This window comes from Burkholderia sp. 4M9327F10, from assembly GCF_005503145.1.
Classification (GTDB): Bacteria; Pseudomonadota; Gammaproteobacteria; order Burkholderiales; family Burkholderiaceae; genus Paraburkholderia.
Genome location: NZ_SCNV01000005.1, coordinates 184936 through 209554, shown reverse-complemented (window position 1 = coordinate 209554; position 24619 = coordinate 184936). Strand labels below are relative to the sequence as shown.

At 58.3% G+C, this 24619-nt stretch carries 34 protein-coding genes; 3 read left to right on the top strand and 31 right to left on the bottom strand.

What is annotated here, in order from left to right; all coding sequences use genetic code 11:
- Window positions 1–4 precede the first annotated feature (4 nt).
- From lepB to FFS45_RS08015, 18 genes are all read right to left on the bottom strand, one after another.
- Window positions 5–535 carry a signal peptidase I gene (gene lepB / locus FFS45_RS08105; protein ID WP_137954117.1) on the bottom strand — a complete coding sequence of 177 codons (531 nt, stop codon included), beginning with the start codon at window positions 533–535 and terminating at the stop codon, window positions 5–7.
- Window positions 528–947: a hypothetical protein gene (locus tag FFS45_RS08100; RefSeq protein ID WP_137954116.1), complete on the bottom strand. Its 420-nt coding sequence runs from the start codon at window positions 945–947 to the stop codon at window positions 528–530. The genes lepB and FFS45_RS08100 overlap by 8 nt, the downstream gene beginning before the upstream one ends.
- Window positions 944–3523, bottom strand: coding sequence for a TraC family protein (locus tag FFS45_RS08095; protein WP_137954115.1), 2580 nt, complete (start codon window positions 3521–3523; stop codon window positions 944–946). The genes FFS45_RS08100 and FFS45_RS08095 overlap by 4 nt, the downstream gene beginning before the upstream one ends.
- Window positions 3524–3617: 94 nt before the next feature.
- Window positions 3618–4010, bottom strand: coding sequence for a hypothetical protein (locus FFS45_RS08090; RefSeq protein WP_062085483.1), 393 nt, complete (start codon window positions 4008–4010; stop codon window positions 3618–3620).
- A 15-nt stretch (window positions 4011–4025) separates the two neighbouring features.
- Window positions 4026–4709, bottom strand: a complete 684-nt coding sequence (locus tag FFS45_RS08080) for a TraV family lipoprotein (RefSeq protein ID WP_063501197.1) — start codon at window positions 4707–4709, stop codon at window positions 4026–4028.
- A complete protein-coding gene (locus tag FFS45_RS08075; RefSeq protein WP_063501198.1) occupies window positions 4706–6043 on the bottom strand; it encodes a TraB/VirB10 family protein in 1338 nt (445 codons plus the stop codon). The genes FFS45_RS08080 and FFS45_RS08075 overlap by 4 nt, the downstream gene beginning before the upstream one ends.
- Before the next feature lie 2 nt (window positions 6044–6045).
- Window positions 6046–6996: a type-F conjugative transfer system secretin TraK gene (locus FFS45_RS08070; RefSeq protein ID WP_249362717.1), complete on the bottom strand. Its 951-nt coding sequence runs from the start codon at window positions 6994–6996 to the stop codon at window positions 6046–6048.
- On the bottom strand, window positions 6993–7592 hold the full coding sequence (locus FFS45_RS08065; protein ID WP_137954114.1) for a TraE/TraK family type IV conjugative transfer system protein: 600 nt from the start codon (window positions 7590–7592) through the stop codon (window positions 6993–6995). Before FFS45_RS08065 ends, FFS45_RS08070 begins: the two co-directional genes overlap by 4 nt.
- Before the next feature lie 12 nt (window positions 7593–7604).
- A complete protein-coding gene (locus FFS45_RS08060; RefSeq protein WP_062085477.1) occupies window positions 7605–7967 on the bottom strand; it encodes a hypothetical protein in 363 nt (120 codons plus the stop codon).
- On the bottom strand, window positions 7957–8427 hold the full coding sequence (locus FFS45_RS08055) for a hypothetical protein (RefSeq protein WP_063501200.1): 471 nt from the start codon (window positions 8425–8427) through the stop codon (window positions 7957–7959). Before FFS45_RS08055 ends, FFS45_RS08060 begins: the two co-directional genes overlap by 11 nt.
- A 35-nt stretch (window positions 8428–8462) precedes the next feature.
- A complete protein-coding gene (locus FFS45_RS08050) occupies window positions 8463–8963 on the bottom strand; it encodes a TrbC family F-type conjugative pilus assembly protein (protein ID WP_062085475.1) in 501 nt (166 codons plus the stop codon).
- A 10-nt stretch (window positions 8964–8973) separates the two neighbouring features.
- On the bottom strand, window positions 8974–9999 hold the full coding sequence (locus tag FFS45_RS08045; RefSeq protein ID WP_249362716.1) for a TraU family protein: 1026 nt from the start codon (window positions 9997–9999) through the stop codon (window positions 8974–8976).
- Window positions 9996–10664, bottom strand: a complete 669-nt coding sequence (locus tag FFS45_RS08040; RefSeq protein ID WP_062085474.1) for a hypothetical protein — start codon at window positions 10662–10664, stop codon at window positions 9996–9998. Before FFS45_RS08040 ends, FFS45_RS08045 begins: the two co-directional genes overlap by 4 nt.
- Window positions 10661–11182 carry a lytic transglycosylase domain-containing protein gene (locus tag FFS45_RS08035; RefSeq protein ID WP_062085473.1) on the bottom strand — a complete coding sequence of 174 codons (522 nt, stop codon included), beginning with the start codon at window positions 11180–11182 and terminating at the stop codon, window positions 10661–10663. Before FFS45_RS08035 ends, FFS45_RS08040 begins: the two co-directional genes overlap by 4 nt.
- Window positions 11182–11439 (bottom strand): hypothetical protein, encoded by a 258-nt coding sequence (locus FFS45_RS08030; RefSeq protein ID WP_137954113.1) that lies wholly within the window; start codon window positions 11437–11439, stop codon window positions 11182–11184. The genes FFS45_RS08035 and FFS45_RS08030 overlap by 1 nt, the downstream gene beginning before the upstream one ends.
- Window positions 11436–12212, bottom strand: coding sequence for a DsbC family protein (locus FFS45_RS08025; protein ID WP_063501202.1), 777 nt, complete (start codon window positions 12210–12212; stop codon window positions 11436–11438). The genes FFS45_RS08030 and FFS45_RS08025 overlap by 4 nt, the downstream gene beginning before the upstream one ends.
- 7 nt (window positions 12213–12219) lie before the next feature.
- The gene (locus FFS45_RS08020; RefSeq protein WP_062085469.1) at window positions 12220–12480 is read right to left on the bottom strand and encodes a hypothetical protein; all 261 of its coding nucleotides are present in this window, start codon (window positions 12478–12480) and stop codon (window positions 12220–12222) included.
- 147 nt (window positions 12481–12627) lie between these two features.
- Window positions 12628–12960 carry a DUF5658 family protein gene (locus FFS45_RS08015; RefSeq protein ID WP_137954112.1) on the bottom strand — a complete coding sequence of 111 codons (333 nt, stop codon included), beginning with the start codon at window positions 12958–12960 and terminating at the stop codon, window positions 12628–12630.
- Window positions 12961–13370: 410 nt separating this feature from the next.
- On the opposite strand from FFS45_RS08015, the gene FFS45_RS08010 reads away from it, so the two are divergent.
- The 3 genes from FFS45_RS08010 to FFS45_RS42295 all read left to right on the top strand — a co-directional run bounded on the left by FFS45_RS08010 (window position 13371) and on the right by FFS45_RS42295 (window position 16534).
- Window positions 13371–14639 carry a hypothetical protein gene (locus FFS45_RS08010; RefSeq protein ID WP_137954111.1) on the top strand — a complete coding sequence of 423 codons (1269 nt, stop codon included), beginning with the start codon at window positions 13371–13373 and terminating at the stop codon, window positions 14637–14639.
- Window positions 14640–14709: 70 nt separating this feature from the next.
- Window positions 14710–15921: a DUF1173 domain-containing protein gene (locus FFS45_RS08005; RefSeq protein WP_062085465.1), complete on the top strand. Its 1212-nt coding sequence runs from the start codon at window positions 14710–14712 to the stop codon at window positions 15919–15921.
- Window positions 15922–16000: 79 nt separating this feature from the next.
- Window positions 16001–16534 (top strand): hypothetical protein, encoded by a 534-nt coding sequence (locus FFS45_RS42295; protein WP_249362715.1) that lies wholly within the window; start codon window positions 16001–16003, stop codon window positions 16532–16534.
- An 89-nt stretch (window positions 16535–16623) separates the two neighbouring features.
- Here the strand turns inward: FFS45_RS42295 and FFS45_RS07995 are convergent, their stop codons facing one another.
- The 13 genes from FFS45_RS07995 to FFS45_RS42705 all read right to left on the bottom strand — a co-directional run bounded on the left by FFS45_RS07995 (window position 16624) and on the right by FFS45_RS42705 (window position 24565).
- Window positions 16624–17856 carry an SGNH/GDSL hydrolase family protein gene (locus tag FFS45_RS07995; protein WP_137954110.1) on the bottom strand — a complete coding sequence of 411 codons (1233 nt, stop codon included), beginning with the start codon at window positions 17854–17856 and terminating at the stop codon, window positions 16624–16626.
- A gap of 411 nt (window positions 17857–18267) precedes the next feature.
- Entirely contained in the window at window positions 18268–18816 is a 549-nt protein-coding gene (locus tag FFS45_RS07990; RefSeq protein WP_137954109.1) for a DUF2726 domain-containing protein, read from the bottom strand.
- Window positions 18817–19102: 286 nt separating this feature from the next.
- Window positions 19103–19429 carry a hypothetical protein gene (locus FFS45_RS07980; RefSeq protein ID WP_137954107.1) on the bottom strand — a complete coding sequence of 109 codons (327 nt, stop codon included), beginning with the start codon at window positions 19427–19429 and terminating at the stop codon, window positions 19103–19105.
- 17 nt (window positions 19430–19446) lie between these two features.
- Window positions 19447–19617, bottom strand: coding sequence for a hypothetical protein (locus FFS45_RS41655; RefSeq protein WP_171029601.1), 171 nt, complete (start codon window positions 19615–19617; stop codon window positions 19447–19449).
- A gap of 59 nt (window positions 19618–19676) precedes the next feature.
- A complete protein-coding gene (locus FFS45_RS07975) occupies window positions 19677–20114 on the bottom strand; it encodes a hypothetical protein (RefSeq protein WP_249362714.1) in 438 nt (145 codons plus the stop codon).
- Between the two features lie 96 nt (window positions 20115–20210).
- Window positions 20211–20765: a hypothetical protein gene (locus FFS45_RS07970; protein WP_062085448.1), complete on the bottom strand. Its 555-nt coding sequence runs from the start codon at window positions 20763–20765 to the stop codon at window positions 20211–20213.
- Window positions 20766–21169: 404 nt separating this feature from the next.
- Window positions 21170–21856: a hypothetical protein gene (locus tag FFS45_RS07965; RefSeq protein ID WP_137954105.1), complete on the bottom strand. Its 687-nt coding sequence runs from the start codon at window positions 21854–21856 to the stop codon at window positions 21170–21172.
- A gap of 2 nt (window positions 21857–21858) precedes the next feature.
- Window positions 21859–22113 (bottom strand): hypothetical protein, encoded by a 255-nt coding sequence (locus FFS45_RS07960; protein ID WP_137954104.1) that lies wholly within the window; start codon window positions 22111–22113, stop codon window positions 21859–21861.
- A gap of 516 nt (window positions 22114–22629) precedes the next feature.
- The gene (locus FFS45_RS07950) at window positions 22630–22824 is read right to left on the bottom strand and encodes a hypothetical protein (RefSeq protein ID WP_062085440.1); all 195 of its coding nucleotides are present in this window, start codon (window positions 22822–22824) and stop codon (window positions 22630–22632) included.
- Between the two features lie 4 nt (window positions 22825–22828).
- Window positions 22829–23035 (bottom strand): hypothetical protein, encoded by a 207-nt coding sequence (locus FFS45_RS07945; protein WP_137954103.1) that lies wholly within the window; start codon window positions 23033–23035, stop codon window positions 22829–22831.
- Window positions 23036–23328: 293 nt separating this feature from the next.
- Window positions 23329–23523: a hypothetical protein gene (locus FFS45_RS07940; protein WP_137954102.1), complete on the bottom strand. Its 195-nt coding sequence runs from the start codon at window positions 23521–23523 to the stop codon at window positions 23329–23331.
- A gap of 30 nt (window positions 23524–23553) precedes the next feature.
- Window positions 23554–24153, bottom strand: coding sequence for a hypothetical protein (locus FFS45_RS07935; RefSeq protein WP_137954101.1), 600 nt, complete (start codon window positions 24151–24153; stop codon window positions 23554–23556).
- A 286-nt stretch (window positions 24154–24439) separates the two neighbouring features.
- On the bottom strand, window positions 24440–24565 hold the full coding sequence (locus tag FFS45_RS42705) for a hypothetical protein (protein WP_269447479.1): 126 nt from the start codon (window positions 24563–24565) through the stop codon (window positions 24440–24442).
- Window positions 24566–24619: the final 54 nt, after the last annotated feature.

Genomic DNA, 24619 nt, shown 5'->3' with positions numbered 1-24619 from the left:
GTCGTTAGAAAAGTTTGTAGGCAAAACCGGCTATCTGGTGCGCGTCCAGATAGCCCCAATAGCGCGAGTCGTTCGACAGCGGATGCACGCCGACCATAAAGAACTCGCCTGCAGGAATGGTTTCATCGCGATTGAAATCATTTGCGCTTCGGTGATAGAAGCGGGCAAGCGGAAAACCCTGAACCACCGTCTTCCCGTTGATCTGTACCTTGCCGTCCCTGATCGTCACGTGGTCCCCAGGAACGCCGGCGACTTCCTTGAGAATGAACTGTTCCTTGAAACCAGCGAGTGCGCCGCTAGGCTTCCAGAAAATGAGGTCTCCGTCGTGTACGGTCTGCGGAGCTTCGTGAACGAGCAGCGCAAGATGCAGGTCAGGCAGGCAGCGCTCGCTTTGAGGATCGAAACCGAGCGTGAGGATCGGCTTGCACCAGAACCCGACAACGAGCAGAAGCACACCGAGAAAAAGCGCGGCGAATTTGCCGCGCTGGTTGCTGCGCTTCGACCCATCGTCGGATACGGGTGCCGCGCTATTCATGATTGCCCACGGCCGCCGCGTTGGAGGCCCCAGCTGGAGGCACGGCCAGGGCAGGCTTCTGGATCGGAAGATGAACGGCCGTACGCAGTTCATTCGTGATGTCAATGGTATTCGGCGGGATCGCGGCCACGGTGATTTCGCCCTGGTCATTGCGGCTGGTGTCGATGACGACGTAGCCGTTTTTCTGATAGCGGCGTAGCACTGCCTTGATCGGCTCGCTCACCTGGGCCTTGATTTGCGCCTCCGACAGGTTCGGGCGGTCGAGTGTCGCTTCGAGGATGACAGCGCCCTTCTCCACGACCGCAACGTTCTTTGCCGGCGTCGCGGCCTGGTGACCCATCAGATATGTCGCGAGGCACAGCATGATCGCGACTGAGTATGGAAGGTCTCCGGCGGTAAAGTAGTTCTTCATTGGAGCAGCTCCGTTATCTCGTTAATGATTTCCCTCGGCGAAAGACCGTCGTGATCGGTCCAAAGGTTGAGCGCTTTCTTCATCCACTCCGTGCGCCGTGCCTTGGTATCGCCCATGACCTTCGCAACTGCGTCGAGCACGTCCATGCCCTCTTCCATGAGCTTGAACACGACGTCCTTGTCATCGCCTTCGGAGCTAAACAGGGTCGCGGTAAATTTGTCGACATACAGACGCGCGATCTCGTAAGTCTTCTCGCCCATGATGAGCATCTCGCTCCAGAATCCCTTCTTGGATTCGACGCTCCGCAGCAGACGGTTGAAATACGCATCCTCGGCAAAAGCGGTCATCACCTTCTGGTCGATCACAGCGTCAATTTCTTCAGACTTCTGAGCCATGATGACCTTCCATGCCGACTGCCGCAGAATGACCGAGCCGGCGGGGAACATAGAAACCTTCATGAGCGACTGAACAATGATCCAGACCGCCAACTCTTCCTTACGCCCCTTCAGATACAGCCCCTCCAGGGCGTCGGCAGCAGACGGGACCTTGATCAGATCCTGTGCTTCGTCGACATAGATCCGCTTGCGCCCTCGCACCGTCCGGATTCGGGTCATCAAGACGTTCAGGCAGCAAAACAGCACGCAACGCTTCAGGTGATCGTCGTCGCCCAGGCTTGCCAGTTCGAAAACGGTCAGCTGCTTTTTGGGGTTCAGCGTGCTCGGCCCGCGGAAATACACTCCACGGGTCGGAGATTCGATGAAAGCCTTGAGACGTGGAATCAGGTTCAAAGCTGCCGTGACCGGCTCGCTTCTCATGGGATTTTCGATGGCAGATGCAACGATGCGCTCAAGGCAGTCGATGACCGTCGCGATTTCTGCCTTGTTGCCCTGTTGACCCCACGCAGCCTTGACGGCTTCGTTGGCCGCAATACGGGCGCCACGGTCCTGTTCCTCGTTGTCGTACGCCATCATCGTCAGCAGGGCGGTAATCGTCTCCTGCTGCTCATCGAACTCGTCATCGGTCAGGCCAGTAAACGGATTGAGAGACGGCCTGAAACCCGATGCACCGCCGAACTCGTTGAACTCCCCGCCGACCGAATAGCAATACTTCTTGGAGCTTCGACCATTGTCGAAAAGGACCACGTTCGTGCCTTCAGCCAGGTCACAGTCAATCATGTACTGCAGATTGAAGGACTTGCCTGCACCCGATTCCGCTGCCATGACGCCACAGAAATTAGAGTTGCTGACGAAGGGGTCAAAATAATGGGCGCTGCCCCGTCGCGTAATGTAGGACGCGCCGGTCGTAGGAAAACGATTGTTGACGTTGCCAAGAGCGTCGCCATAAACCGGCAGGAGGCACCCGACCTCGGATGCAGCCATGACCGCTTCGCCATCGACCTTATTGGCGATAGCCGACGAGAAATTCAGCGGCAGTGACTGTGCCCAGCGCACGAGCCCATTCCCTACTACTTCCCGCGCGTCAAAACCGAGCTTGTTCAACGTCCCCTTAACCGTTGCAGCTGCGCGAACTGCGTCTTCACGCTTCCTGCCGAACAGGAACACGTTGGTGGACGCGTAAACGAATTTGTTGCCGTCCTCGGCCGCCTGCTTCTTCAGCTCGAGGAGATCGTTCAGCTTGGCGGCCGCGTCTTCGACGCCCAGCTTCACCGGGAAGTTTTGCGTTGCGGTGCGCGACTTGATCGCGCTTTCCATGCGAGTCCATTCCTTGCGTTGGCTCGCGACGCGCACGGTTGTGGTGAGGATATACGGTGTGTCGATACGCTTACCGCCGCCTTCCTTGGTCGTGCCGCTATTGAAGGGGGCACCGCTGACGAGATTCATGATCCCGTGGAATGGCTTTTCCGGGTATGACTTACAGGTCACAACCGTGCAGTAGGTCTTCTCATTGAAGATTCCCACACGGGAATCCCGGAAATCAAAATTCTGGTCAGGGCCGTAGATCTGGTACTTCAGATCAACGAGCTGGTCGAGTGCGACCTCGGTCTGCGGTTCGAAGATATCGGCGAACAGTCGGTACACCCCTACGAGCTTGGGCGCACTCAGAACTTCGGCGTCATAGAAGCCACAATCTTTCAGATTCGCATAGAACTCGTTGTGCAGATGTTCCGCGTTTTCCAGTACGTCGCTGTCGACCTTGCGGCTCGGAAATGCGAGTGAGATAACGACGGTACGCTTGTTGAGGATCGGCATGTCCACGAGCGATCCAGTCGTCAGAGCCGACTGTAACAGCTTCTTGTGGCGGCCGATCAGATCCTGAACGACGTGGCCACCGTAGAGCTTCCCTTTGGCGAAGGTTTCCGGGGCTTCATGGTCGGGATGGACGACGAGACTAACCTGAATAACAGAGTCATCCGGAACGGCCTTGAAGATGTTTTGCACAACCGTGCTGAACTCTCCACCGCCGCCGGCGAGAGGCGTCATCCGATAGACCGCGCCCACATAGGGCTTCTCCGCTTCCGCCTTGCTGATGACAAGGTTCGTATCGGAGGTGTAGGTCTCGAGATTGACCATGTCACTGGCCGGTCTCTTTTGCAGCTTTTGGGTGGTAGCAGTCAAGGTGAATCTCTCTCGGCGTCAGCGGAACGCGGCGTGACCAGGAAGGCTCACGCCGCGCTTTGAAGGCCTTTCGCATGCGAAAGGCCGCGGGGTTTTAATGCGCGAGATCGAAGGTGCTCATTTGCACCTGGTCGACAGTCGAAGGCACGCCAGTAGCCGTCGCGACCGTGGTCATAAGGGACGGCCCGATGAGGGCAACGGCGAGGATGCCCAGCACAACCGTCAGGTTTCGATAACCTTGACCGTGTGCCAGCTGCCAGATCGTTACGATCAACGAAAGAAGCACGAGTGCCATCACCAGCGTGCTGCCCAGCATGCTCTGGATGGTTGAGACGAGTGTGTCCCACGCGCTGGCCCCGAGTGCCGTACCGCCGTTCAGCGCGCCAACCGAAATGAGCATTGCGCCCATGGCAAGAACGATGACAGCAGCGGGACGAAACGGGCGGACAGACGTGGTCAGCGGACTTACTGCGGCTTGTTGTTTCATTGGTTTCCTCTCTTATTACTGTGGCATTGAATTCGGCATTGAGGTGCCTGGGCTACTTTCACCAGCCGACGTTTGACCGCCCGGCTGGATGAAATCGGTACGCGGAGACGGATCGGGCGCGGCCTTCGTATCGGCAACAATCTTTGTCTCTGCGATCTTGTGGGGGTAGTTGCCTTGCGTGCCGCCGGCGGGATTGCCGCCATCGAATCCAGCCCAACGGGTCGGCACGATCTCTTTGTAGACGGTCATGTCGCTGGTCAACATGTCGCTGTCGTCAACGAAGTGCTTGATCCACGTTCGCTGTACGACCGGGCCTTGGCGAACCGGGGCTCCGTCTTGCGGCGCGGGATCGGCGCCGCCGAGTAGCGGAAGCGAACCTGAACCCATGACGAGTGCTTCGCCACCACCGGACTTCATGCCCGTATGTGACTTGTCGCCCACGGGGGCGATCTCGGTGTCCTTGTCGTACTGGCTGAACTTCAGCTCGGCGTCGAACCGGCTGTCGGGGAGTTCTCCGTTCGTGGAAGACTCCACGGCCTTGAAGCTGTGGCAGTACTTACTGCTGGGGTCTTGCTTGCGGTTGCAGTCGTACGAGTTCGACCCAATCGGGTTAAAGGCTGTCGAACAGCCGGAGAGCGCCACGAGCAGGCAAGCGGCCACTGTTGCGGTCAGGATGTTGGAACGGCGTATCTGCTTCATTGGTCAGTGTCCTTCTTTGGGGTCCGCTTCTTCAGTACGATGTCTTCCTTCAGGATCCACGTCACACGCGTGCCCGCGGTAACCTCCACGACGGGGAAGGTCTCTTTGGCGAAATTGAGGTAAAACTGCGAAAGCTCGGTTGCGGCGTGGTTAATGCCTTGCCCAACTGCAGTGCCGGCCAGATAGCTCGGGCTCGGATAGGTGAAGCTCTGTTCCGAACCGCTGCCAACATTGGTGTTATACGAAGGCACCGAGCTAGGTGAGAGTGCTGAGCCGAGACCGGCGGCCACGCCGGTTAGCGCCGCCTGCATCAGCATGGCCCCCTGTTTGTTGACCACTTTGCCAGCGAGACCGAGGGTGCCGTCCACATCCAGCGCGTACGCCTTCATCGGCGCTTCGTAGACATCGCCGTTCTTGAAAATGCAGCTAATGTGGTCCGCAATGCCGTACGCCCGCTCGGCGCTCAGAACAGCTGTGGCGGAACCACCGATGAAGCAGTTTTCGAGATCTGATGCCTTCCAGGAATTAGGCATGATCGCAACGCCCTTCACGCGCGAAACGAACGGTGCGCCGACGTCGATCGCCGAGGTCACGCTGCCGACCGCTCCGCCACTCGATCCGCTCGGGCGAGCGTTGATGCCAGAGAGCATGACTGCCTCAACGCCCGTGTACATCGGTAGAACGAGATCGGGGCGACGGTTGGCATCGTCAGCCGACGACATTTTTTGGACCGGATCAGAGACCATCATCGGACGTGCCGGCGCTACGGGCACAGGCGGGTCCATCGGTGCGGCGGCTCCGTCCGGCGAACCGGCCCCGGCTTTGCCAGCACGCGACCCGGGCTGGTCGAAGCTCACAGATGCGGGCAGATCCTTGCCAAGGCCGTTGTTCGATGCTGTGTCGGCGCCGCTTGCCGCAGCAGGAGCCGCGGCGTTCGTTGGCTGGCTGACGACACGCACGTATCCCGTCGAACCGCCACCCGCGTTGCCCGTGCCTTGTCCGCGCTGCAATGCCGCCACCTGCTGCTTGAGCGAATCGATCTGCGTCGTCAGATCCTCCAGCCCCTGATTCCGCGGAGACGTAGGCAGAACGCTGATGTTCTGGTTAAACCCCGGTTGCTGCGGTGCAGGCGTGCCGGGAGTGGCTGCAGTCGCCGGCACTACCTGCGCGGGCAATGCGGCAGCGGTCGAAGGTGCAGGGGCCTGATGGATAATGCGCTGATAGATGATGAAGGCCGTACCGATGACGGTAACGCCGATCAGCAGGTAGCGGAACTTGGGATCCATGTCGTCCCATTCCTGCCGCTTCTGCACAATGAATGATGGCATTTCCATGCTTACTGTTCCTCACGCTTGCGGGCAAGCACAATGACTTTCGTTCTCTCGCCGGGCTGCAGGAGCGGCTTGGGGAAAATCGAAACGGCAAGCACGTTCGCCCCGTCGAATTCCTGCTCCCTCAGAAGCGCACGGGATTGCCCTGGATTGCGAACGCTGTAGACGAAGATATCGCCGTCGCGATCGCTATAACGTTCGTCAACGGTGACAGCCAGGCCATCCATGGCGATAGGCGGCAGATTCACGTCGACCTGTGAATATCCGTCCGGTGCATGGCCGAGCGCGATCGTCGCCATGACGTCCTGCACGTGGCTGATGTAGTCGCTGCTGCTCGATGCCGGCTTCCGATGTCCGGACACAATTCCGGTGTCGTCCGTCACGATCACGGTCTGGCCCGGAATGTCTTTCGGAACCAGCTCGAGGCCGAGCGTCGGGCCACCGTCCGGCGGCTCGATGAACAACTGCCGCGCCTGCGCCGGCAACTGCGGCCAGTACACGTAGATGTTGTTACTTGCCGGGCGGTGATCGACCTTCACATCGCTGGTTTGAACGATATAAGGGTTCTTGAATGGCAACTGGATGCGGTTGGGCTCGTTGATGCTCATGTAAACGGTCTGCGAGCCGCCGTTTGTCCATGCGATCCTTCGCGCCTTGGTCGGATCGGGCACGTCCATGCTCTCACCGGGCACCTTGAGCACGCCCGGCAGATCGATCTCTTTCGGCGCGGTCGCTTTCACCGCAACGCTAGGATCGACGGCGAGCGGGTCACGCGCCTTCTGGTGGACTGTATGCACGACCTTGCGCTTGACATCGGCACTCTTGGGTGCGGTCGGGGCCGGTTGGCCAAAATCAACAGCGGCGGGGGCACTGTCTGCTTGGGCAGCGCCGGCAACTGAAAGGCCGATCGACGCGGTTAGCAGCGCGGCCAGATAACGGTTCGTTGTCTGCATCATTTCTTCTGTTGCGCCTGGATCCAAGTTGAGTTGTGCACCCTGTCACCGGAGTAGGAGGTGACGTCGTCGAAGATCATCTGGTAGTTGGCGAAATGCACCGGATATTCGAAAACGTAGGGCTCGGAGGTATCTTTCGCGGCATTGACCGTATGTAGCTCTCCCTTCACGAAGACCCGGCCAAGCTTCTGGTCAGCCTCAAAACCGCGAAGAACGAAGTAGTAACTGCCGAGTTCGTGCTGCGAGCTGAGCAACGCGACCTTGTTATCGATCGCCTGACTGACTTTGGTGAAACAGGCCGGCGACAGAAATGGCTGAACGAACTTCTTCACGCTATCGCCATTGCTCGGATTGATTGACGCCAGCGCATTCGTAACGGCGTACGCGTATGCCTGCATCGCGCCGGCGTCCATACCATTCCGTTCGATCTTCGCGCCGTCCGGCATGCCGGGAACCTGATTGATAACAACGTCAGACTGGAAGAAAGACTTTGCGGCGATGAGCAACGCCGCGATGGCAATGCACATCACGGCGGTGATCAGCTTGTTGTTGTCCTTGCGCAGTTCGGCGACGGACTTGTTTCGATTTGGAAGATCCATATAACTTTCCTCTTACTCCCCGTCAGGAAGGATTCGTTTGAGCAGCCGTTTAGAGCCGGGATTGATCACTTTCGAGTCTCCGACGTACACCGTGCGCTGCGAGTTGAAGCCCTTGGAGTATTTGGCAAGACCGAACCTGAAAAGGAACACCGTTACGAAGCCTGGAAGACGCGAACTGCGCCATTCCAGATACTTGCGGTTCGCGTGATAGCCGACGAAGGGAATCCCGAGGTATGCGCCCGTTCCGTAGAACCGGCCAGCGACCAGGGCGACAAAGACACTGATGATCAGGATGTAGGTGTCCTGAAACTCGACGCCTAGAAACGCGCTTTCCGCACCGCCGTACTTGGGAATATGGAATGACCTATTCGACACGAGAGTCTCCGGCGCTCCAGCAGACGAGATGATCCTTCCAGTCGGCCGAGCTGGCGAACGGCAGCTGCGGCACGCAGGTCTTGTCTCCCATCAGGACCACTTTGGGCCAGTTCAGCTTCGGTTGCGCATGAAAACGCACGTGGCGCAGACGGGCTCGGTTGCGAGCTGCAGCGGCAATCTGATCGGCGCGCACCTGAGAGAGCGCAGCTTCTTCCTCGGCGCTGAAAAGATCGTAGGTCTGCCGGGCCGGCTTCCCGACCATGAAACGCATCGAGCGACGGCCATCCTCGACGGGCTTGGATGAATACACGTACATACCACCGTTCGCGGGCTGGACCGTGGCTGCCCCTGCGGCGTATGGTCCGTGCGTAACGAAGGTGACCCCGTCATTCGGCAGTGCTGCGAAAGCGCTTGCGGGCAGTGCGGCACAGATCCAGATGAGTAATTTGTGTTTGTTCATATCTTTATGTTAATCACTAGATGAACTGACCACAATTAATATTTGTCGCCGTATGCAGCGTAATAGACACGCTTTGCATAGTCGCTTGCGGAAATGAGTTTTGAGTCCTGCGCGAAGAACTTCAGGGCCTGTGCGAGGCTCATTTCGCCGGAGACTTTCGAGTATTCGCCCGGGTTATCGCTGCTGCCGTGACCGACCACGAAAGTCGGCGCAGCAGTTACGCCATAGCGCTTCGTGAGATTGGGATCGATGATCCAGCGCGCGGGCTGCTTGCCGCAGCAAACCGCGTTGACGTCGGCCGCGAACTTTTGCGTCGAGGTCAGCGTGTTGCCGGGGCCGCCAAAGCCGGTCAGCACGATGACGGCGTGGGCCTGGCTTGCCTCACGGGCGAGTTCAAGCACAGTCTGTCGCGGCATTTGCGTCGAAATGAAGATGAACGTGTTCCAGCGGGCCGTCATTGCGTCCACGAGCGGAGTATCAGCGTGCGTGCCCATTGAGGCGGCAGCGAGTGCGAGAAATGCGAACAGCTTTTTCATGCGTGTGCCTTTATTGGATGGTCGTGGTTGCGCAGCAGTCCTTGCGCTGGAAGACGAAGTAGCCGTAATCCTTGTCCTGCGGCCGCGACGCGCCAATCTCCTGAAAGGCCAACGGTCGACCGATCGGCGTACACATGTTGTCCGGGAACGGGAAGGTTCGATTGGTCTTGTATTGGCGCTTGTCCATGATGAGTTGCGGGACGCCGAGCGCACCGCAGGAGTCCAGCGCATCCTGCCCCGCCGAGGTCTGCTGTGCGCCTGCTGCATGAAGCTTGGCAAAGATGCGGGCCACCATCAGGTGAGAGACTTGTTCCTGCGTGTTGGCGACCGCCACATTGCCATCCAGCGGATACATTGGCCCCCAGGCGCCGGCTACCCAGAAAAGGACTTCCATGGGAAACCCAAAGGTTGCGGAAATGGCGTCGGGCAGTTCTGCCGCTACGCTCGCCACCCCGGCGAACGGATATGCGTAGGGAGTCAGCATTAGCGACAGGGCGTCATCGTTCCACGTAGGATCGGCCCAGCTGAGGAACGGCACGTCGAACGAGCGGCTGTCCAGACATGGGTTGTTGACCACCACGCCGAGCGCAGACATTACGGGGTTTATGTATTCGTTGACCTGCATGAAGGCGGCTTTTCGCTTTCCCCCTAGTGGCGCGGTCGTGAAGTTCTCGCTTCCGTATTCAGCCGAGTTGTATGGTGTGTCAATGTCGATCCCGCCGAGGAGTGGCATACAGCCCGGCTTGGTCGTCGTGTCGACCATGTACCGCGGCTCCCAAAAAGAGACCGGCGTACCGATTGCAAGGTTGTTAGCGCAAATACAGATCGGCGACCCGCTCACCCCCGTATCGTAGTCATCGCCCGACACGCCAAGATTGATGAACCCTCCCATGATCGAGATCGGGAAAATGCAGTCGTAACAAACGTCGGTAATCAGGTTGGGAAAGCTGCCGTTACAGATCTCCTGGGCTTGTACGCCACCAGAAAGCCCGAAGCCGACAACGAGGGCGAACCAAAGACGGATCAGATATTTCAATTTGAGGCTCCCATGCCAAACTGGATCGCGAGCTTGTCGCCCTGCTGGAACAGCGCGGCCGGCACGCTGTTGATCTCGACGCCGTAGAGTTTCGAGAGGGTGCTGATGATCATCTTTCGCTGGTCAAAGTAAAACGGCACACCCATGCCGCCATGCCACGGAACATTGCGGTACTTGATCCGCATGAGGTACGGCGAGCCAGCGGTCAGAACGATTTTCAGAGGCTCTGACTCGCTGCGCTTGATCGCATACTCGACTTGTCGGGGATCGTTGCCGTCAATAAACAGCAACCCGTACGTCAGCGGCATGATCTTCAGCGGCTCGACAACGGTGCCGCGCTTGACAATCACGCGCCCGTTCTGGTCCTTGTAGTCTTCCGGAATCGCGAACTGCAGCGCACGCAGCTCTGCGTGCGCCGTGTAGTCCGTCTTGATACCGAGAGACGGCGGATTCTTGATCGCGGCAATCGTGCGGTCGCGATAGGTCTTCCAGAACTGGTCCATTTCACCGCTTGCCTTCTTGCGGCGCATCACGTCCTTGATCTGGTCCGCGGCGTCGCGGTCGAGCGCATAGGTCTGCGCCTTAACCCCGAGGTCTTCCGCGCGTGCTCCGCCGGCGACTGCCGAGACGGCGAGCGCGACTGCAATCAGAATTCGTTGTTTCATTGCTGCACCACCATCGTTGGTCTTTCTGGTTCTACTCGGACAGCGCCGCGGGAGACGCGGGCTGTGGCGGATTTGGTCGGCGCGGGATTTGTGATGCGGTCGTACGCCTGTTGCACCAGTTGGGCGTAACCGATCCGGGCCTGCTCCTTGTCGGCCGCCATCCCAGCGCCGTATGCGCCAACGGCTCGCCACGTATTGCCGTACATCCGGACGAAATCAGACAAGAGGAACGCGCCTACATTGATGTTCGTGCAGGCGTCGTACAGGTCGCGCTCGTAGATGCCGTACTTCTTCAGCCAGTTCAGATGAAACGGCATGATCTGCATCTCTCCGATCGCATACGTCTTCGTGTTCGTCACGTACGGCCTGTAGTTCGACTCGACCCTTGCGATCGCGCGCAGCAGGTTGACGTTCAGGTGCCGACGTTGCGCAGCATGGGCAAAACACTCGTCAGTGTCCGCCCGTGCTGCATTGCTTGCGATTAGTAATACTAAAAGAGGCGCAATAAAGCGAATCATCACGAATAACGACGCAGGCCGCCCTGCGCGAATTTTCTGACGAGGGCAAACACACCGAGAACGATCTCAATCATCACCGCGGCGAACACGACGTAAAAAGACAGCGCTATGATCAGCGGACCCATCGCCCCCATCTCACCTGCCGTGTACATCATGAAAACCGCCGTGGCAATGAGCGTGACCACGCCGGCGTGGAGGACCGAGTGCTGGCCACGAACGGCCAGCCGCGAAAGCAGTCGGGTAAGAAGGTTCTTCATTTGGAGGCCGTCGCGATGTTGGCGTGAGACTTTGCGAGTTGCGCCTCGATCCGTTCAGCCGGGGCCGCGCCGGGGATTAGCGTGCCGTCTTCGAAGACCAGCGCGGGCGTGCCATTCAGATGCCACTTTTCGCCGAACGCGAGATTGCGGGCGATCGGGTTGTCGCACACCGGTTGTTCCGGTTGTTTGTGTTGATGGAGATAGTCGTGCCATGCAGGCAGCAGCGCATCGGCTTTGACCAACTGCGCCATGTTCTGGTAGTCGTGCCACGCCTGTACGCGGTCAGCCTGACACCAGATCGCTTCGGCAACGCCCGGAGCGTTCGGGTGTAGCTGGGCGAGCGGAAAGGGGAAGATGTAGATCGTGACGTCGGTCAGCTTGGTCAGGCTGCCTTCGAGCATCCGGCAGTAAGGGCAATCCGGATCGGAGAACACGTAGAGGTGCCGGGAGCCGCTGCCGAATTTGATTGCGTCCTTGGTGTCGAGCTGCGAGACGTCGATCTTGGGACGGTTCGCTTCTTCGAGGTCGTTCGTGATGGAGTGGTTGGTCTTCAGGTCGATGACGTTGCCAGAAATCAGGACCGACATGTCGTCGCGGACGAAGAAAACCTCGCTGCCTTTGACGACGGACCAGAACCCCGGAAACGCCTTTTCGATCTTCGCGCCCTGAGCGGCAGGGAATCGTTTGACCAGATCATCGGGAAACCCTGCGTGAGCCAACAGGGTGTAACCGGCAAAAATCAGTGCTGCAGATGCTTTGACAAAGAAGCGCATGAATCCTCTAAGTAGGGTGAGAGCGCCTCATGAGGCGGATCGTCACCTCTGGCAGCTCGGGTTTGTAATGCAGGATGAACTCAATGAGCGGGTTCACATTTGCCCATGTGCGTACGCGATTACGCTGCGTGTACAGGGTGTGCTCGACATTGGATCGGTTAAAAACGGTGAGAAGGACATAGCCCGTCTCTGCTTCTTCGATTACGAAATTCTTGATCGTTCCGGCCGCAGCTGCGTCCTTCAGATCCTGTTCAACAATGGCGGTCATTTTTCGCTCCCGGTTGCTAGATCCCGAAATGATACCGAAGCGAGCCAGCACGCCGGGCGTTTCTCCTTTGCAGTGCCGAGAGGGGAGCCTTACGAGTCAGGTCAGAGCAATGATACACATCTCAACATCAAAATATCAATATTGATGTTATGAGGCGTAGTTATTGACGACCACCGCGCTGTAGACCAGCGCCGACACGCACAGGCAGACCGTGAACTCGAAGTCGTACAGGCCCTTGTGTTTGCGCCAGTAGAGGAATCCCACGAAAAGGATGGCGATGAAGAACAGCTTGACGATGGAAATCACGAGCGCGAAGCCCATCCACTGACTGAGCCAGTTCAAAAGCTTGTTCGTCTCGAAGCGCCCCCTGGGGGCGATGAGAGTGCTATGCCAGTCCAGCACTTGAAGAACCGCAACTGCGCCGAGAAGGATCGGCGTGCGGTTCCCTAAAACCGTTTTTAGAGATTGGTCTCGTGTCATTTTGCCCCCGTATAGGCTGCGCCGAGTTCTTAACTTGTATCATGCGCGGTAGTGAGTATAATTTAATTTTCAATGAGTTGCATTACCTGACGCAGCCTTACCACAACGAAATTTTCGCAAATGCGGTCAGAAATATGCATCCGCGATTTCACAGGTTCGTGAGACCTCTTGCGAGCCCGATCAGCTGGTCGAAATGTGTGTCGATACGCGGGGAGTCTCGCAACTTCTGCCAATGGAAGCCACAAATTCGCAAGAGTTGAGCGCCGCTGTCCGTTCGCTTTGAGCGCGGATAGTTGGCGAGTTCGTGCGGCGGGTCGGGTGTTTGCCTTGAAGGAAAGAGCAGCTTTTAAAATCGGTGTTGTATTGAAGAAGTCCCGCCATTAAGTGGTCTCAATGACCGGAGTGTGCCTATGCAGCTTGAAAATATTCGGTATGTGAATTTCGATGAACCGGATAGACGCCTTGTGCAGGAGAAAGCGATTGAATCGGCGCAGGCCGAACCGGAAAAATACATCGAGGCATACCGGCAGGATGCTCGGTCTTTCGATGGTCGGTATGTCGCTGCAGATCTGTTCAAGGAGACGTTTCCGGAGTTCAGCGCGTCCCGTGAATCGCGCAACCGCTACAACAATCCGGTTCACAACACGGCTGCGGTGCTTTCTTCCGCCCTGTTCGCGGAGAATCTGCAGGGCAATCGTGAATCAGGGCGCGACGTCGTCTACTTTCTGACCGGGTCACCAGGCGCGGGCAAGACGTCGATGGTGCTGAAGGAGAATGCTCTGCCGGCGGACGCGCACATGATTTTTGAGGGGCAGATGTCAACGTTTGCGACCAGCGTCGACAAGATCCAGCAAGCGATTGACGCCGGGTTCATCCCTCATATCATCGTGGTTCACGCGCGCTCGGAGAACGCGCTGGACAACACGCTTCGGCGGTTCTATGAGGAAGGACGCGGCTCGAGCGTCGCGACGATCGCCAAGATTCAGGGTGGCCTGCCGGTGTCACTGGAGCAACTTGGCGCATACTTTGGGAATAACCTGCTGCTGGACATCATCGACGTCCGCGATCGGGCAAATCCGGTCAATCTGCAGGGATTCGACAACATCAATGTTCTGAAATCAGAGGGTACCCATGAACACATCCAGCAACGACTCGAAGCCCGAGTCGAGCAATACCGTGAAGCCGGACGAATCAACGACGACGCCTACCGGCAAGCCCTTGGACTCGCACCGAGAGATCGCCTCGCAGTGGATCAACAGCGCGATGAAAGGCATCAAGGAGATGCACGAGAACGAGGAAGCACGCCAGGACGTCGCGAAGAGGCTGTTCTAGCAGCAGATCGCCCCGCCGAGGCCGGACAGGCACAGTCTGCGCAGACGCGGTTACGGATTACCGAGGCGAGCCAGGTACGCGCGAGCGTGGCGGGCAAGGTCGTGGAAGTCACGGACACCCACGTCCTGGTGCAGACAGGTCGAACGGACGCCGTGCGCTTCACGCGGGCTCAATTGAGTGGCGAGGTGCATGTAGGCAAGAGCGTCGAACTCGAATACCGGGCGAACGAGCGCAAGCAGACGCCGGAGCAGACCCGACAGCAACAATCGACGCAGCAGCTCGATCAGAGCCGTCAGCGTGACACCACGCAACAGAACACGCAGAAGCGGTCGATAGATGGGCTATGAATCCGGTGAGGCGGGCCCGCCGGAGTCACCAGAGGCCCACGGATAACGGCAACACTACGGGGAAGTGGAGATGCACCAATATTCGATCGACGGGAAGATATATACCGAGGATGACCCGGGCCTGCAGGCAGCGCTGGGTCGCGTACACCACACGAAGATCCGGCCGCTGTGCCTGTGTGTGAGGCCGGGGGCACCGATGTATGTCTCTAAGGTCTCCGGGCACTTCCAGATCAAGCGGATGCCCGAGTCAGGCGCAGAACACTCAGCGGACTGCGACTCGTACGAGCCGCCCGCCGAATTGAGCGGCCTGGGCGAGGTGATGGGACACGCGATCAAGGAGGACACCGAGGAGGGCAAGACCATGCTCAAACTCGACTTTGCCCTCAACAAGATTGCGGGGCGGGCGCCGCCCGCCCCGTCCGATTCGGAGCCCGGCAGCGTCAAGGCGGATAGCTCCAAGCTGACGATCAGGTCACTGCTGCATTTCCTGTGGGACGCCTCGCACCTGACACACTGGAACCCGGGCATGGGTGGTAAGCGCAGCTGGGCGACGGTTCACAAGTACCTGACGCGCGCAGCGCAGGGAAAATTCACCAAGGGCTTGCACCTGCCAACCACACTCTATGTGCCGGAGCCCTTCTATGTGGACAGGAAAGACGAAATCACGCAGCGACGGAAGGCCTTCATCGCGGCTGCCGAGCAGTCGGACCGACCCGGTCAGAAGCTTTTTATTGTGATCGGCGAAGTCAAGGAAGTCACTGCGGCCCGGTATGGCAAAAAGATGGTCCTGAAGCAGGTTCCGGACTTCTTTTTCATGATCAGCGAGGATCTGAACAAGAAGCTGAAGGTATTCAAGGACGAGGTCAGCCTGTGGAATGCGTTTCCGGAGATCCACCTGGTGACGATCGCAACGTTTAGCGTCGATCGAACCGGTGTGGCGCAGATTGAGGAAATGGCACTCATGGTGATGACGGAGCAGTGGATCCCTTTTACGAACGTCGACGAAAAGAACCTCATTGAGTCGCTGATCGGCTCGCAACGGAGGTTTGTGAAGGGGCTGCGATACAATCTGGCCGCTTCGAAGCCGCTTGCCAGTGTCATCCTGAGCGACACCCAGGGCAAGCACACGGCGATGTATCTGGTGCCGTCGAACGCGTCAGAGGACTATATGATGGCCCTGAACGATCTGACGGATAAGAGCGATCTCGAGCACGTGCGTTGGATCGCCGGCGACATCATGCCTGCAATCCCGCCCGCTGCCGCTCCCTCACGCGCCGCGTAATGGTCGAGATAGCAGTCTTTCGCATGCGAAAGACTGTCCTACCCTGTCTCAGTCCTTTTGCGGTTGACTCGCATTTCCGGTGATCCACTTCCCAGCTCTTGACCATGTTGCGATTCGCCCGATCGCGGCCTACCTCACGCCGGCAGTTCTCGGCGCGCTTCTGCTTGCTCGGTGCGCGCGGGGCAACGCTCTGTTCGCCCTCATCGCCCTGCCCGGCACGCTCGCCCATGAGCTTCTGCACTTCCTGGTTGGATTCGTGACACTTGCGCGGCCGGTGAGCCTGTCGGTGTGGCCACAACGCACACAGGGCGGCTCGTACGTGCTGGGTGAAGTGCTGTTTGAGAATCTGCGTTGGTGGAACGCAGCGCCCGCAGGCCTTGCCCCTATGCTTGGCTATGCCATAGCGGCGGCGGTCGCGATGATGCGCCTGCGAAGGGGCTACACGTTCTCGTCGTGGGACCTGGCCGTATGGGTAGCTCTCGCGCAGCTGATCTTCGCAGCGTGGCCGTCGACGGTGGACTGGCGTCTCTCCCTGAAATCATGGCCGCTGTTGCTCGCCGCGTTCGGAGCTTTATGGTTTCACTACTATTCCCACGGTCTTGCACCCGGTTAGTCCGGGCATGGAATGCAAAAGGGGCGCTCATGGAGCGCCCCTTTTTTCGACAGCCTGATTGTTTTTCTACACCACCCCCACCGAGAGGACTACTTGCCCAGCCCGCTTTTGGCGACTTGCTGCTCGACGTACTGAGCGAATAGCGCGTGCAGATGCGTCGACGGGTGAACGTTGTCTGCAAACATGTACGTCTGGTCAGCCCCGGCCACGGTGTAGGTTTGGGGCGAGCAGAACAGCGCCGAGGCGAACGAAGCGCCGTATTGGGCCGCGGTCAATCCATTCAGCACGCTCGGATTCTGCGTACCGTATGCGGTCGCATTGGCCGCCATCGACTGCAGATTGCACGCAGTGCCAGTGTTCGACACGGTGAAGCCGTTCGTCTGATAGCTCGCGTTGATGCCGTCCTGCCAGCTGAAGGCGTCGATCTGGATCACCTTGCTGGCCGGCAGTCCAAGGCCCTGGATCGCCTGGGTGAGCGCGGCGTTATAGACGCTCGAGAGCGCGGTGAGCAGTTGCTGCGCAGACGATCCGCCCGTGACGCCGAGCGGAGTCTGCCCGATGTCCGGAACGTTCGAAACGACAACGTGTGAGGCGCCGGCCGCTACGATCTGCTGGATCACCCCGGCGAAGGTCTGTGCGACCGGACCGAGGCTGGCAGTCGCCTCTTTCTGGATCGCGGTGGCAGGGTCCATGCCGCCTGCTACGTCAGCAGTGACGGCCGCTTGGATGGTGGATTCCAGTTCGAAAATGTCATTGGCGCCGCCGTTGATCAGCACGATCTGGTTCGCGTTGAAGCTGCCATGAGCGGCGAGGTAGTTCTGTAGCTGCTGCGTGACAGGAACGGTTGTCGCGGCCGAGTAGTCCGCATTGGCGGTGCCGACCGGCGCATGCCCTTCGCCAACCGGATCCTGCACGCGCGCCCCGCCCTGTGCGTAACCAAGGCCGGTCGACGCCGCGAGAGGCTGGCCGAAGCCGCCGAGGTAGGCCGCGCTGAGCGTACCACCGTAATATTCCGCGACCTTTTGGGTCCACACTTCGCCGGGGTTCGTCGTGAAACGGCCACCGCCGAAGCTCGCGGTAATGACCGGAGCATAGGTGCCGACATCGGAGAGGCTGTCACCGAACGAAACGACCTGAAGGTTGACGCCGCCTGTCGGCGTGCTGGTGTTGGCCGAGCTGGTGTTGCTGCTACCACCGCCGCCACCACCGCCGCATGCTGCCAGCATCGCGAAAGCAGCGCCGGCGATGGCCAGTTGCGCGAAGCGCGCGAGCGTGTTGCGGTCCGAACCGGTCTGAATATTGGTTTGATTGATCGACTTCATCGGGTCATGTCCTCGTTTTGTGTGGCGACGGTCTAGCCGTCCAAGTTATTTGATTTGAGTCATTGATGCGGCCGCAGCGTCAGAGCAAAACTACGTCGCATCATGTTTAACATTGTAACATCAAAACATCAAAAACGATATTTTGATGTTTTAGAAGATACGTTCTTCAAAAGAAAAAACAACAACCGTTCTACTCCCCCAACGTGATGCGAGGTCGGCGACGAGTACCGCCGACAAGACTTCTGCCCAACAGGGAACTGACGCCGAAAAGCAACGCTACGAGTATCGCGATCGTCAACTGGTACATCGACGTTTCGCTGAGGGGACCGTGACTCAGATACCAGAGTAGCCAGCCAAGCGGCCCAAGGGCGGCGCCGATTCCCACGATGCCACCCACCCCGAACAGTGTTTTCATACCAGGTCCCCGGACTTCCCTGACGGTTGTACGTTGCCATCCTCGAGCATCGCGTCTTTAGGGAGGCGTGATACCGGCAACGCGGCTTTCTTTGGGAAAATCGTCGCATGGATCTCGGCGACGCCCGGCCTGTTGCTCGACTCGAACCGAACGGTACGAATGCCGGCGCTGGCAACGTACAAATCGCGTTGCCGGTCCTTCACACGATTATGGGTGCGGTCATCCAGCTCGACTATTGCGATCAACTTCAGATCGCGGGTGTAGATGGCGTAGTCGACGCGCTTTTGAAGAATCCTGTTCAGATCCAGCAATCTTTGTTTCCCCTGCGCAACCGGATCCATGAGGGCAGACATCGCCACTTGGGGGAAAATGTATTCGGTCGGAAGCGCCTGGGTCAGTCTATGAAAGAACTCGACTTCATTCTTCGTCAGCAGCGCGCGCGGTTTGTAGCGGGCTTCTGCTGCTTTCCGGGTTTTCTTCGGCGATACAACCGCTATAACGACGAGAACGACCAAAACTAAAATAACCACCGAACTATTATTCATTTTCGACCTTGATGTTTATGGATCAGGAAGCGAGGCCAGTGCCGTTACTCACCGGTTGGGAGACCCTGCATAGCTGCCTGCTCCGGCGCACCCACAGGCTCTACCAGTTGCGTGTGCAATCGCATTGCTTCGCGGACGCTGTCGCGCTTACCGCGGGGCGTGTCGCCCTGCCACAGCATGTAAACGGGCGCATCGCTTACGTTGTATTTCGCGATAGTCCATCCGCTGGGATGCGACATGTAGTAATCGTTCTCGATCTTCCACTGTCCCATCGCTGAGTCCGATCCTATTCGTCGCGTGCAACGAGGTGACGCTTCAGACGCTGCTGAAAGGAACAGTCAGCAATGGGTCGATCCGCGCGTGGTACGCGCAGCGTCATCTTGCGGCATGGCTCGATCTGTTCGAAGCGGTACGCAGCTGCTGCTGCGAGGGTCGAATGCCAGACCGCACTACGCGCGGGTTCCTCAAAGTCGACGTCCGCAAGCATGACGACGCGCACACGACCCGCGCGATCCTTTAGGTACTCGCATGGCATCCAGTTGCCAGCGATCTCAACGTCCGTCACGTTGATTTCGCGAGGCACACGGGCCGCGGATTGTTTCTCGGCGTGCATATACGTCCTGCTCCACATCAAGCGGCGGTAGGTCGAGCGGCGCTCAACCGTTCCACCATCTTTTCCACGTCCCTGCCGTACAGATAGACCGGTCCGAGTTCTTCGTAGCCAAACGAGCGAATGTAAGCGTACGCAAAGCAGGGGTATTCCTTCGGCTCCCGTTCGTTGTCCGCGTCCCCCTTCGGCATGCTTAGGTCGTTCAGCAGGAATCGGCGCCACGCGCGTCTGTCTCGGAGTAGTTTCATGGCTATGTCATTGAGACGGGTTGTCCGTTGGTGAGCCGTCTCGCGATCGAGAACAGGACGGCCCGTTCCTTGTCCGCATCGGGCGTATGGGTAAATTCTGCCCAGCTGCCTACAGCGGTGTTCGGTCCCGGCCAGATGTTTCCCTGCGGCCGCAGGACTTCCCGTATGGTGTGCCCTACCGCGTAGAGCAGCCCCCATCTTGGCGGCAACTCGTCGACTGCGATCAGCCCGAGCGGGCAGAGGTAGAACCGGTACACACCCAACCCCGAGCCAGCCGTCTGTCGTTCTGGTTTCAAGGCGTCCGCAAGAAAGTCGCCGCGGCTTATCTTGACCTCGATCAAGGCCGAGCAGAGGGAGCGAAAGCCAATTACGTCTGGCTGTTCGCGACTTCCGGCGGCAATGATCTCCGTTCCGACGACGTCGAAGCCCTGCCGCTTCATCCAGCGGGCTCCCAGTGTGGTCAGCCTGATGTGTTCAGGGCTAGGCATTCCATCGCCTCGGTGTGGTCATGTCGGTGTGCCGAAGGTGACGCCAAGTCATTCGGCGGATCCTGCTTGCGCCTGGGCTTGTGTGTGCTGTGACATCGCGAAAAGGTTTGGATGCGCCCTATCCACCAGATGAGCCATCTGGATCAGCGTGCCCAATGCGATGACGACCAGGCCGCTACGGCAGTACGTCGAGGCGTTCACTAGGGCCTTGACGGTCAATGTCTCGATAGCGGTCGGCTGCGCAGCTCCAGGGGGCGGAGTCAGCAGGGCGAGCATGTTGCTCTCTTCTTTCTTCGTCATCACCGCGCCAATCGCCACCCAGCACGTTCCCACAAGCACAACACAGGCAGACATCCAGTCGAACGTGTCTTCACGAAGCACGAGATTGAACGGGAAATTGACACAGAGCGCGATCCAGCCCGCGATCGCGAGGACGAACGCGATGTTGTGTTGCTGTGTCGCCGTACCGGCATTTTGCTTGTGCTTCAAGCGACGGAAGAAGCGTGGGACCGAGTAAACCGTAGCTGCGATTGAAGCAAAGAAGAGGAAGGATTCCTGCTGCGACATGGTGAGCAGCGCGTGGGCGATGGTTTGGGTCGTCATTTGGATTGGTCAGTCGTTGGTTTGTTGGTATTGGCCATTGCCAATCACGTTCTTTCCAGCTCTGCGAGCGAAGCCTTGCGCGAACTACCCCGGCACAGGCTGGCGTTTTGTGTTGGACTCGGATTGCGTTCGTCCGGAACTACAACGAACAAACATAATTTTAATCAGTTAAAAGGGTGAGCACAATCAATATTGAAGCGTGTTCGATTGCCTAGATTTCGGCGCGCGTGAAGACTGGAACGGGCGGTCGGAAGGGCAATTTTAGGAGGCTCGGCGAGTGCGGCTGCGGGCAAGCGGCGCGGGCGGGCGCCGCTTCAAGAGTGCTTGACAGCCACCGCGGTCAGGGTAGTCGACGGGCTCACTCCGAGCAGGGGTGTATGCGGACAACCCTAGACAGCCCGAAACTACTGCGCCGGCATCACGCGAATCTCGCTCGCGGGGATGGCGACGACGACTCCACCTTTCGATGCAGCGACAGCCGCGCTCGCGCTCTCGGACTCACGTTTCAGTTGCCTGCCGTCAGCCTCGCCTTGGGTGAACGAAGGCCAGGGCAGAAAAGGTTCGCTGTAGTCCCTACCAAACTCGCCAGAGTGCGGGCAACGGTAGATAGCCTTGTCGCCGTCGAGCCGAACGAGGACTGCCGTTTCGCACTTGACAGAGGGACCGACGAACGAGGGGTCGACCACGCCCGCTTGCTCCGGATGCCGGAAGAACAGCCAGTGATCGGCGACAGTACCGCAAATATAGAGGCCCGCAATGACTGCCCAAATCGCCAGTCCGAAACGTAACGCGACGCCCCTGTGCGCAGATCTGTCGCGGGCCAGTCCGACAAGCCGCGCGCCGAACATGAGAACTGTAAGCAGGCCAAACACGAAGAACGCGACGACGGACCAGTTGTACGCGTCACCGGCAATGCCCTTCCTGGGGTCCGGCACCAGTTCAAATCCAAGGAGCAATCCAAGCGCCCCAACCATGCACACGATGAAGTGAGCTTGGGCGACGACGGCCGCTCGCCCCTGGGCCAAAAGACCGCGCACCGCAAGAATCAGATTCGCATAGGCCGCAAAGAGAAAAACGGGGAGAAAGACCATGGTCAGTGTGCCGCTTCCGCGCCCTTATTACGCTTGTAACGAGCGTCGGCCATCTTCCCGACGTACATCGCGACAAAGGCCCCGATCAGTAACAGCGTACCCGACGCAAGCAAATCTCTCGGCGTCGCCTTGGTGTGCCAGCCATAAAAATGCGCCATGAGCAGCTCCTGAACGATGACCCACGCAATGAATGTGGCGATCGCACAGTTGCGACCGTATTTCGATGCGGCAATTTCAATCGGTTTTCTCGACTTCACAGTAGTTCCTTTCGTGTGGCTGCAGGAGGTAGATATATGGTCTAGTGGGCGTACAGAAAATTGTTACTCGGATTGCGACTTGGACAGATATGCCCCGCGAATCAGCTCATCGCGTGAGCCGTAACGCTTTACCGCATCGTGAACTGTCGAGCGCGTGGCCCCGGTAAATCGCATTGCGTCAGCCTGTGTCATTCCGTCAACGAGTACTGCCCTCGCGGCATGGTTTGCCGGGCTATCCGGGTCGCCGCCGAGCAGTATTGTGAGCACATCGAATTGCTCGCCTGTCATTTGATTCATTCACCTACAACAAAGCCATCTGAGCGGTCAGAAAGTGTCTCGAGCTGGCCTTCCCCGTATCCGGCCCGCCGGCGACGCGTTACGTCAATGAAGTGATCTCGATCCGCCTTGGCGTGCTCCGCACTTCACCGCAAGCAGTGCGACGAGTACGAACATGTCGCCGAATCCCCAAACAATTGCACCCAGCAGACTGCTTTTAATTCGGTAGACTCCGGCAGGTTAGAAGCGAATCCGGTCGGGCTTGATGCCATCGGCCAGCAGGTTGGCCTCAACATGACTAATGATTTTGTTCCCGCGCCAAGCCTTAGAGAAACGAAAGCCAGTAAGGCGCATGACCGGCGCAGCAATGTGAGCTGCTGCGCGCATCATTTCGTAGTGAAGTCTCAACACGACGAGTTTTGGGAGCATCGCCATTTCGTTACCTCCAGACGGTGATGCTTCGATTGACTGGCAGAAACTCGGTTACGCCGAGGTCCGTGTCGATCTTCACATTGACACCAATCACCGTTACTCCGACCACGTTAGCCAGCCGGCCACACGCGCTGCCGCTGTGCACCGTGGCTAGTCGGATCGCGTCGCCCACGATCACGTCCTTGCTGGCCACCTGCAGCTCTTCACTCGTCACTTTTCTTACCCTTGATTGAGAGGTTTATCTGGACCACTGTCGCGACATCAGGCGACGTGCTCTCCAGAGAACATACCGCGTAAGCATCGGTTCAGCGAACAACCTGACTGCAAGAACTCCCGCCATGACACCTGCGACAGCGGCTACTGAGTCAGGCATGTCGATATTGGCAACGACGGCCGCTTTCCCCGCGACGAACTGAACCACGACGCACCCACCGATTGCCAAGAGGGCCCGAATACCGAGCGCGACATGCCTGTCTTTGATTCGCATGGTTGTCCTTTTCCTTTGAGTTATTCAACGATCCTGGCGAGCTGGGACTGAACATAGTCGGCCGGACTGTAGCCTTCGTTAAACACCTGTCGCATATCGTCCGAGCTACCGAGGAGCCACGTCACATCGCCAGTCGTGCGGTCGAGCACGCGGCGGGCGTCTGCTTCCGCTTCTACTGTCCATTCGGCAAAGGTCATACCGGGCTCGATCTGCATCGTCATTTCCTAGACGTTTTGGTTGCGGATTCAGCTGGGCTTGGCAATGGACGCTTGCAGCATCAGGAGCGTCATGTACGGGCGCTGTTCGTCGGTGGTGGCTGTCAGCGTCCCGTCCTTAGCTTCCCAATGAATGCCACCAATGATCCCGGGCAAACCTGACGTGGATTTAGGCGATCCCAATTTCTCGGTCAGGCTCTTCACGATCGGGTCGAACGCATTGCCGGCGATCTCAACCGAGAAACTCTTTAGCGCGCCATCCGAATTATCGAATGCAAACTGCTGCTCCGCACTCGTGGAGTTCCCGATAGTGACCTGGGAACGGACTCGCGCCCCTGCGGCATCAAGACTGGTCCACGTGCAAAACGTGAGCGTAGTGCTCGGCGGGAGGCCTGAGACCTGATCAAACGCGGTGTCGCCATCTCCACGACAATACAAAGACGATCCGGAAGGTGATGCTGTCTTAACCGCATCCCGAGTCATACCAGGGTGGACGCCCAGCAGCTCAATGTGAGCGGGTTTGCCGCAGCCCGCGAGAGTGAAAGCCGCAGCGCAGGAAAGCGTTGCGAAGTAGGTCTTTGAACGAATCGTCATACGTGCGTGGCCGTTTTGCTTGTTGATTTTAATCATGCTTTGTAGTGATTTAATTTACGTATGAATATACGCCTACGAAGACGTATGTTCAAGAGGAATTGCCATCGGTGATTGACCGGCTTGGCATTTGAAATCTGCTGATGGAAACGCCCCTCGAACCTCAATATCGGCAATTCCAGCCAAAACCTTGATCGCATAGTCTGTGGCGCGAGAGGACGTCGGTACGAGGTGGATCGCTGCCGCGGGCTTGCAATCGCCGATAGCGGCGGGTCGCCTCAAGAGTCATAGGAAAAGCGCGCGCCTCCCCCGGCGCGCGCCGCTTTTACTTCAGTAGGAAGCCGATCAACATCAGCGAAGCAGCGAGCATGAGGCTGCCCCGGTACTCTTGCCGAATCGCACCGCATAGGCACGCCACCAGTCCAGCCGAAACAAAGAGAATCTGCAACATCGTTACCTCCTTTGATGGGTTCGTTGCAGAGAAGCTATGTCAAACAGGTGTACA

Coding starts and splice junctions, on each gene's coding strand:
- FFS45_RS07980 (WP_137954107.1), bottom strand. CDS start 19,429: ATGCACGCCGAGAAACAATCCGCGGCCCGTGTGCCTCGCGAAATCAAC.
- FFS45_RS08090 (WP_062085483.1), bottom strand. CDS start 4,010: ATGAAACAACAAGCCGCAGTAAGTCCGCTGACCACGTCTGTCCGCCCG.
- FFS45_RS07950 (WP_062085440.1), bottom strand. CDS start 22,824: ATGGCGATGCTCCCAAAACTCGTCGTGTTGAGACTTCACTACGAAATG.
- FFS45_RS08025 (WP_063501202.1), bottom strand. CDS start 12,212: ATGCGCTTCTTTGTCAAAGCATCTGCAGCACTGATTTTTGCCGGTTAC.
- FFS45_RS08010 (WP_137954111.1), top strand. CDS start 13,371: ATGCAGCTTGAAAATATTCGGTATGTGAATTTCGATGAACCGGATAGA.
- FFS45_RS07970 (WP_062085448.1), bottom strand. CDS start 20,765: ATGACGACCCAAACCATCGCCCACGCGCTGCTCACCATGTCGCAGCAG.
- FFS45_RS07995 (WP_137954110.1), bottom strand. CDS start 17,856: ATGAAGTCGATCAATCAAACCAATATTCAGACCGGTTCGGACCGCAAC.
- FFS45_RS08030 (WP_137954113.1), bottom strand. CDS start 11,439: ATGAAGAACCTTCTTACCCGACTGCTTTCGCGGCTGGCCGTTCGTGGC.
- FFS45_RS07935 (WP_137954101.1), bottom strand. CDS start 24,153: ATGATTAAAATCAACAAGCAAAACGGCCACGCACGTATGACGATTCGT.
- FFS45_RS08065 (WP_137954114.1), bottom strand. CDS start 7,592: ATGGATCTTCCAAATCGAAACAAGTCCGTCGCCGAACTGCGCAAGGAC.
- FFS45_RS08020 (WP_062085469.1), bottom strand. CDS start 12,480: ATGACCGCCATTGTTGAACAGGATCTGAAGGACGCAGCTGCGGCCGGA.
- FFS45_RS08005 (WP_062085465.1), top strand. CDS start 14,710: ATGCACCAATATTCGATCGACGGGAAGATATATACCGAGGATGACCCG.
- FFS45_RS08055 (WP_063501200.1), bottom strand. CDS start 8,427: ATGAACAAACACAAATTACTCATCTGGATCTGTGCCGCACTGCCCGCA.
- FFS45_RS08040 (WP_062085474.1), bottom strand. CDS start 10,664: ATGAAACAACGAATTCTGATTGCAGTCGCGCTCGCCGTCTCGGCAGTC.
- FFS45_RS07975 (WP_249362714.1), bottom strand. CDS start 20,114: ATGAAGCGGCAGGGCTTCGACGTCGTCGGAACGGAGATCATTGCCGCC.
- FFS45_RS07990 (WP_137954109.1), bottom strand. CDS start 18,816: ATGAATAATAGTTCGGTGGTTATTTTAGTTTTGGTCGTTCTCGTCGTT.
- FFS45_RS41655 (WP_171029601.1), bottom strand. CDS start 19,617: ATGCCGAAGGGGGACGCGGACAACGAACGGGAGCCGAAGGAATACCCC.
- FFS45_RS07940 (WP_137954102.1), bottom strand. CDS start 23,523: ATGCAGATCGAGCCCGGTATGACCTTTGCCGAATGGACAGTAGAAGCG.
- lepB (WP_137954117.1), bottom strand. CDS start 535: ATGAATAGCGCGGCACCCGTATCCGACGATGGGTCGAAGCGCAGCAAC.
- FFS45_RS08080 (WP_063501197.1), bottom strand. CDS start 4,709: ATGAAGCAGATACGCCGTTCCAACATCCTGACCGCAACAGTGGCCGCT.
- FFS45_RS08050 (WP_062085475.1), bottom strand. CDS start 8,963: ATGAAAAAGCTGTTCGCATTTCTCGCACTCGCTGCCGCCTCAATGGGC.
- FFS45_RS42705 (WP_269447479.1), bottom strand. CDS start 24,565: ATGTTGCAGATTCTCTTTGTTTCGGCTGGACTGGTGGCGTGCCTATGC.
- FFS45_RS08075 (WP_063501198.1), bottom strand. CDS start 6,043: ATGGAAATGCCATCATTCATTGTGCAGAAGCGGCAGGAATGGGACGAC.
- FFS45_RS07965 (WP_137954105.1), bottom strand. CDS start 21,856: ATGGTCTTTCTCCCCGTTTTTCTCTTTGCGGCCTATGCGAATCTGATT.
- FFS45_RS08035 (WP_062085473.1), bottom strand. CDS start 11,182: ATGATTCGCTTTATTGCGCCTCTTTTAGTATTACTAATCGCAAGCAAT.
- FFS45_RS08100 (WP_137954116.1), bottom strand. CDS start 947: ATGAAGAACTACTTTACCGCCGGAGACCTTCCATACTCAGTCGCGATC.
- FFS45_RS08070 (WP_249362717.1), bottom strand. CDS start 6,996: ATGATGCAGACAACGAACCGTTATCTGGCCGCGCTGCTAACCGCGTCG.
- FFS45_RS08015 (WP_137954112.1), bottom strand. CDS start 12,960: ATGACACGAGACCAATCTCTAAAAACGGTTTTAGGGAACCGCACGCCG.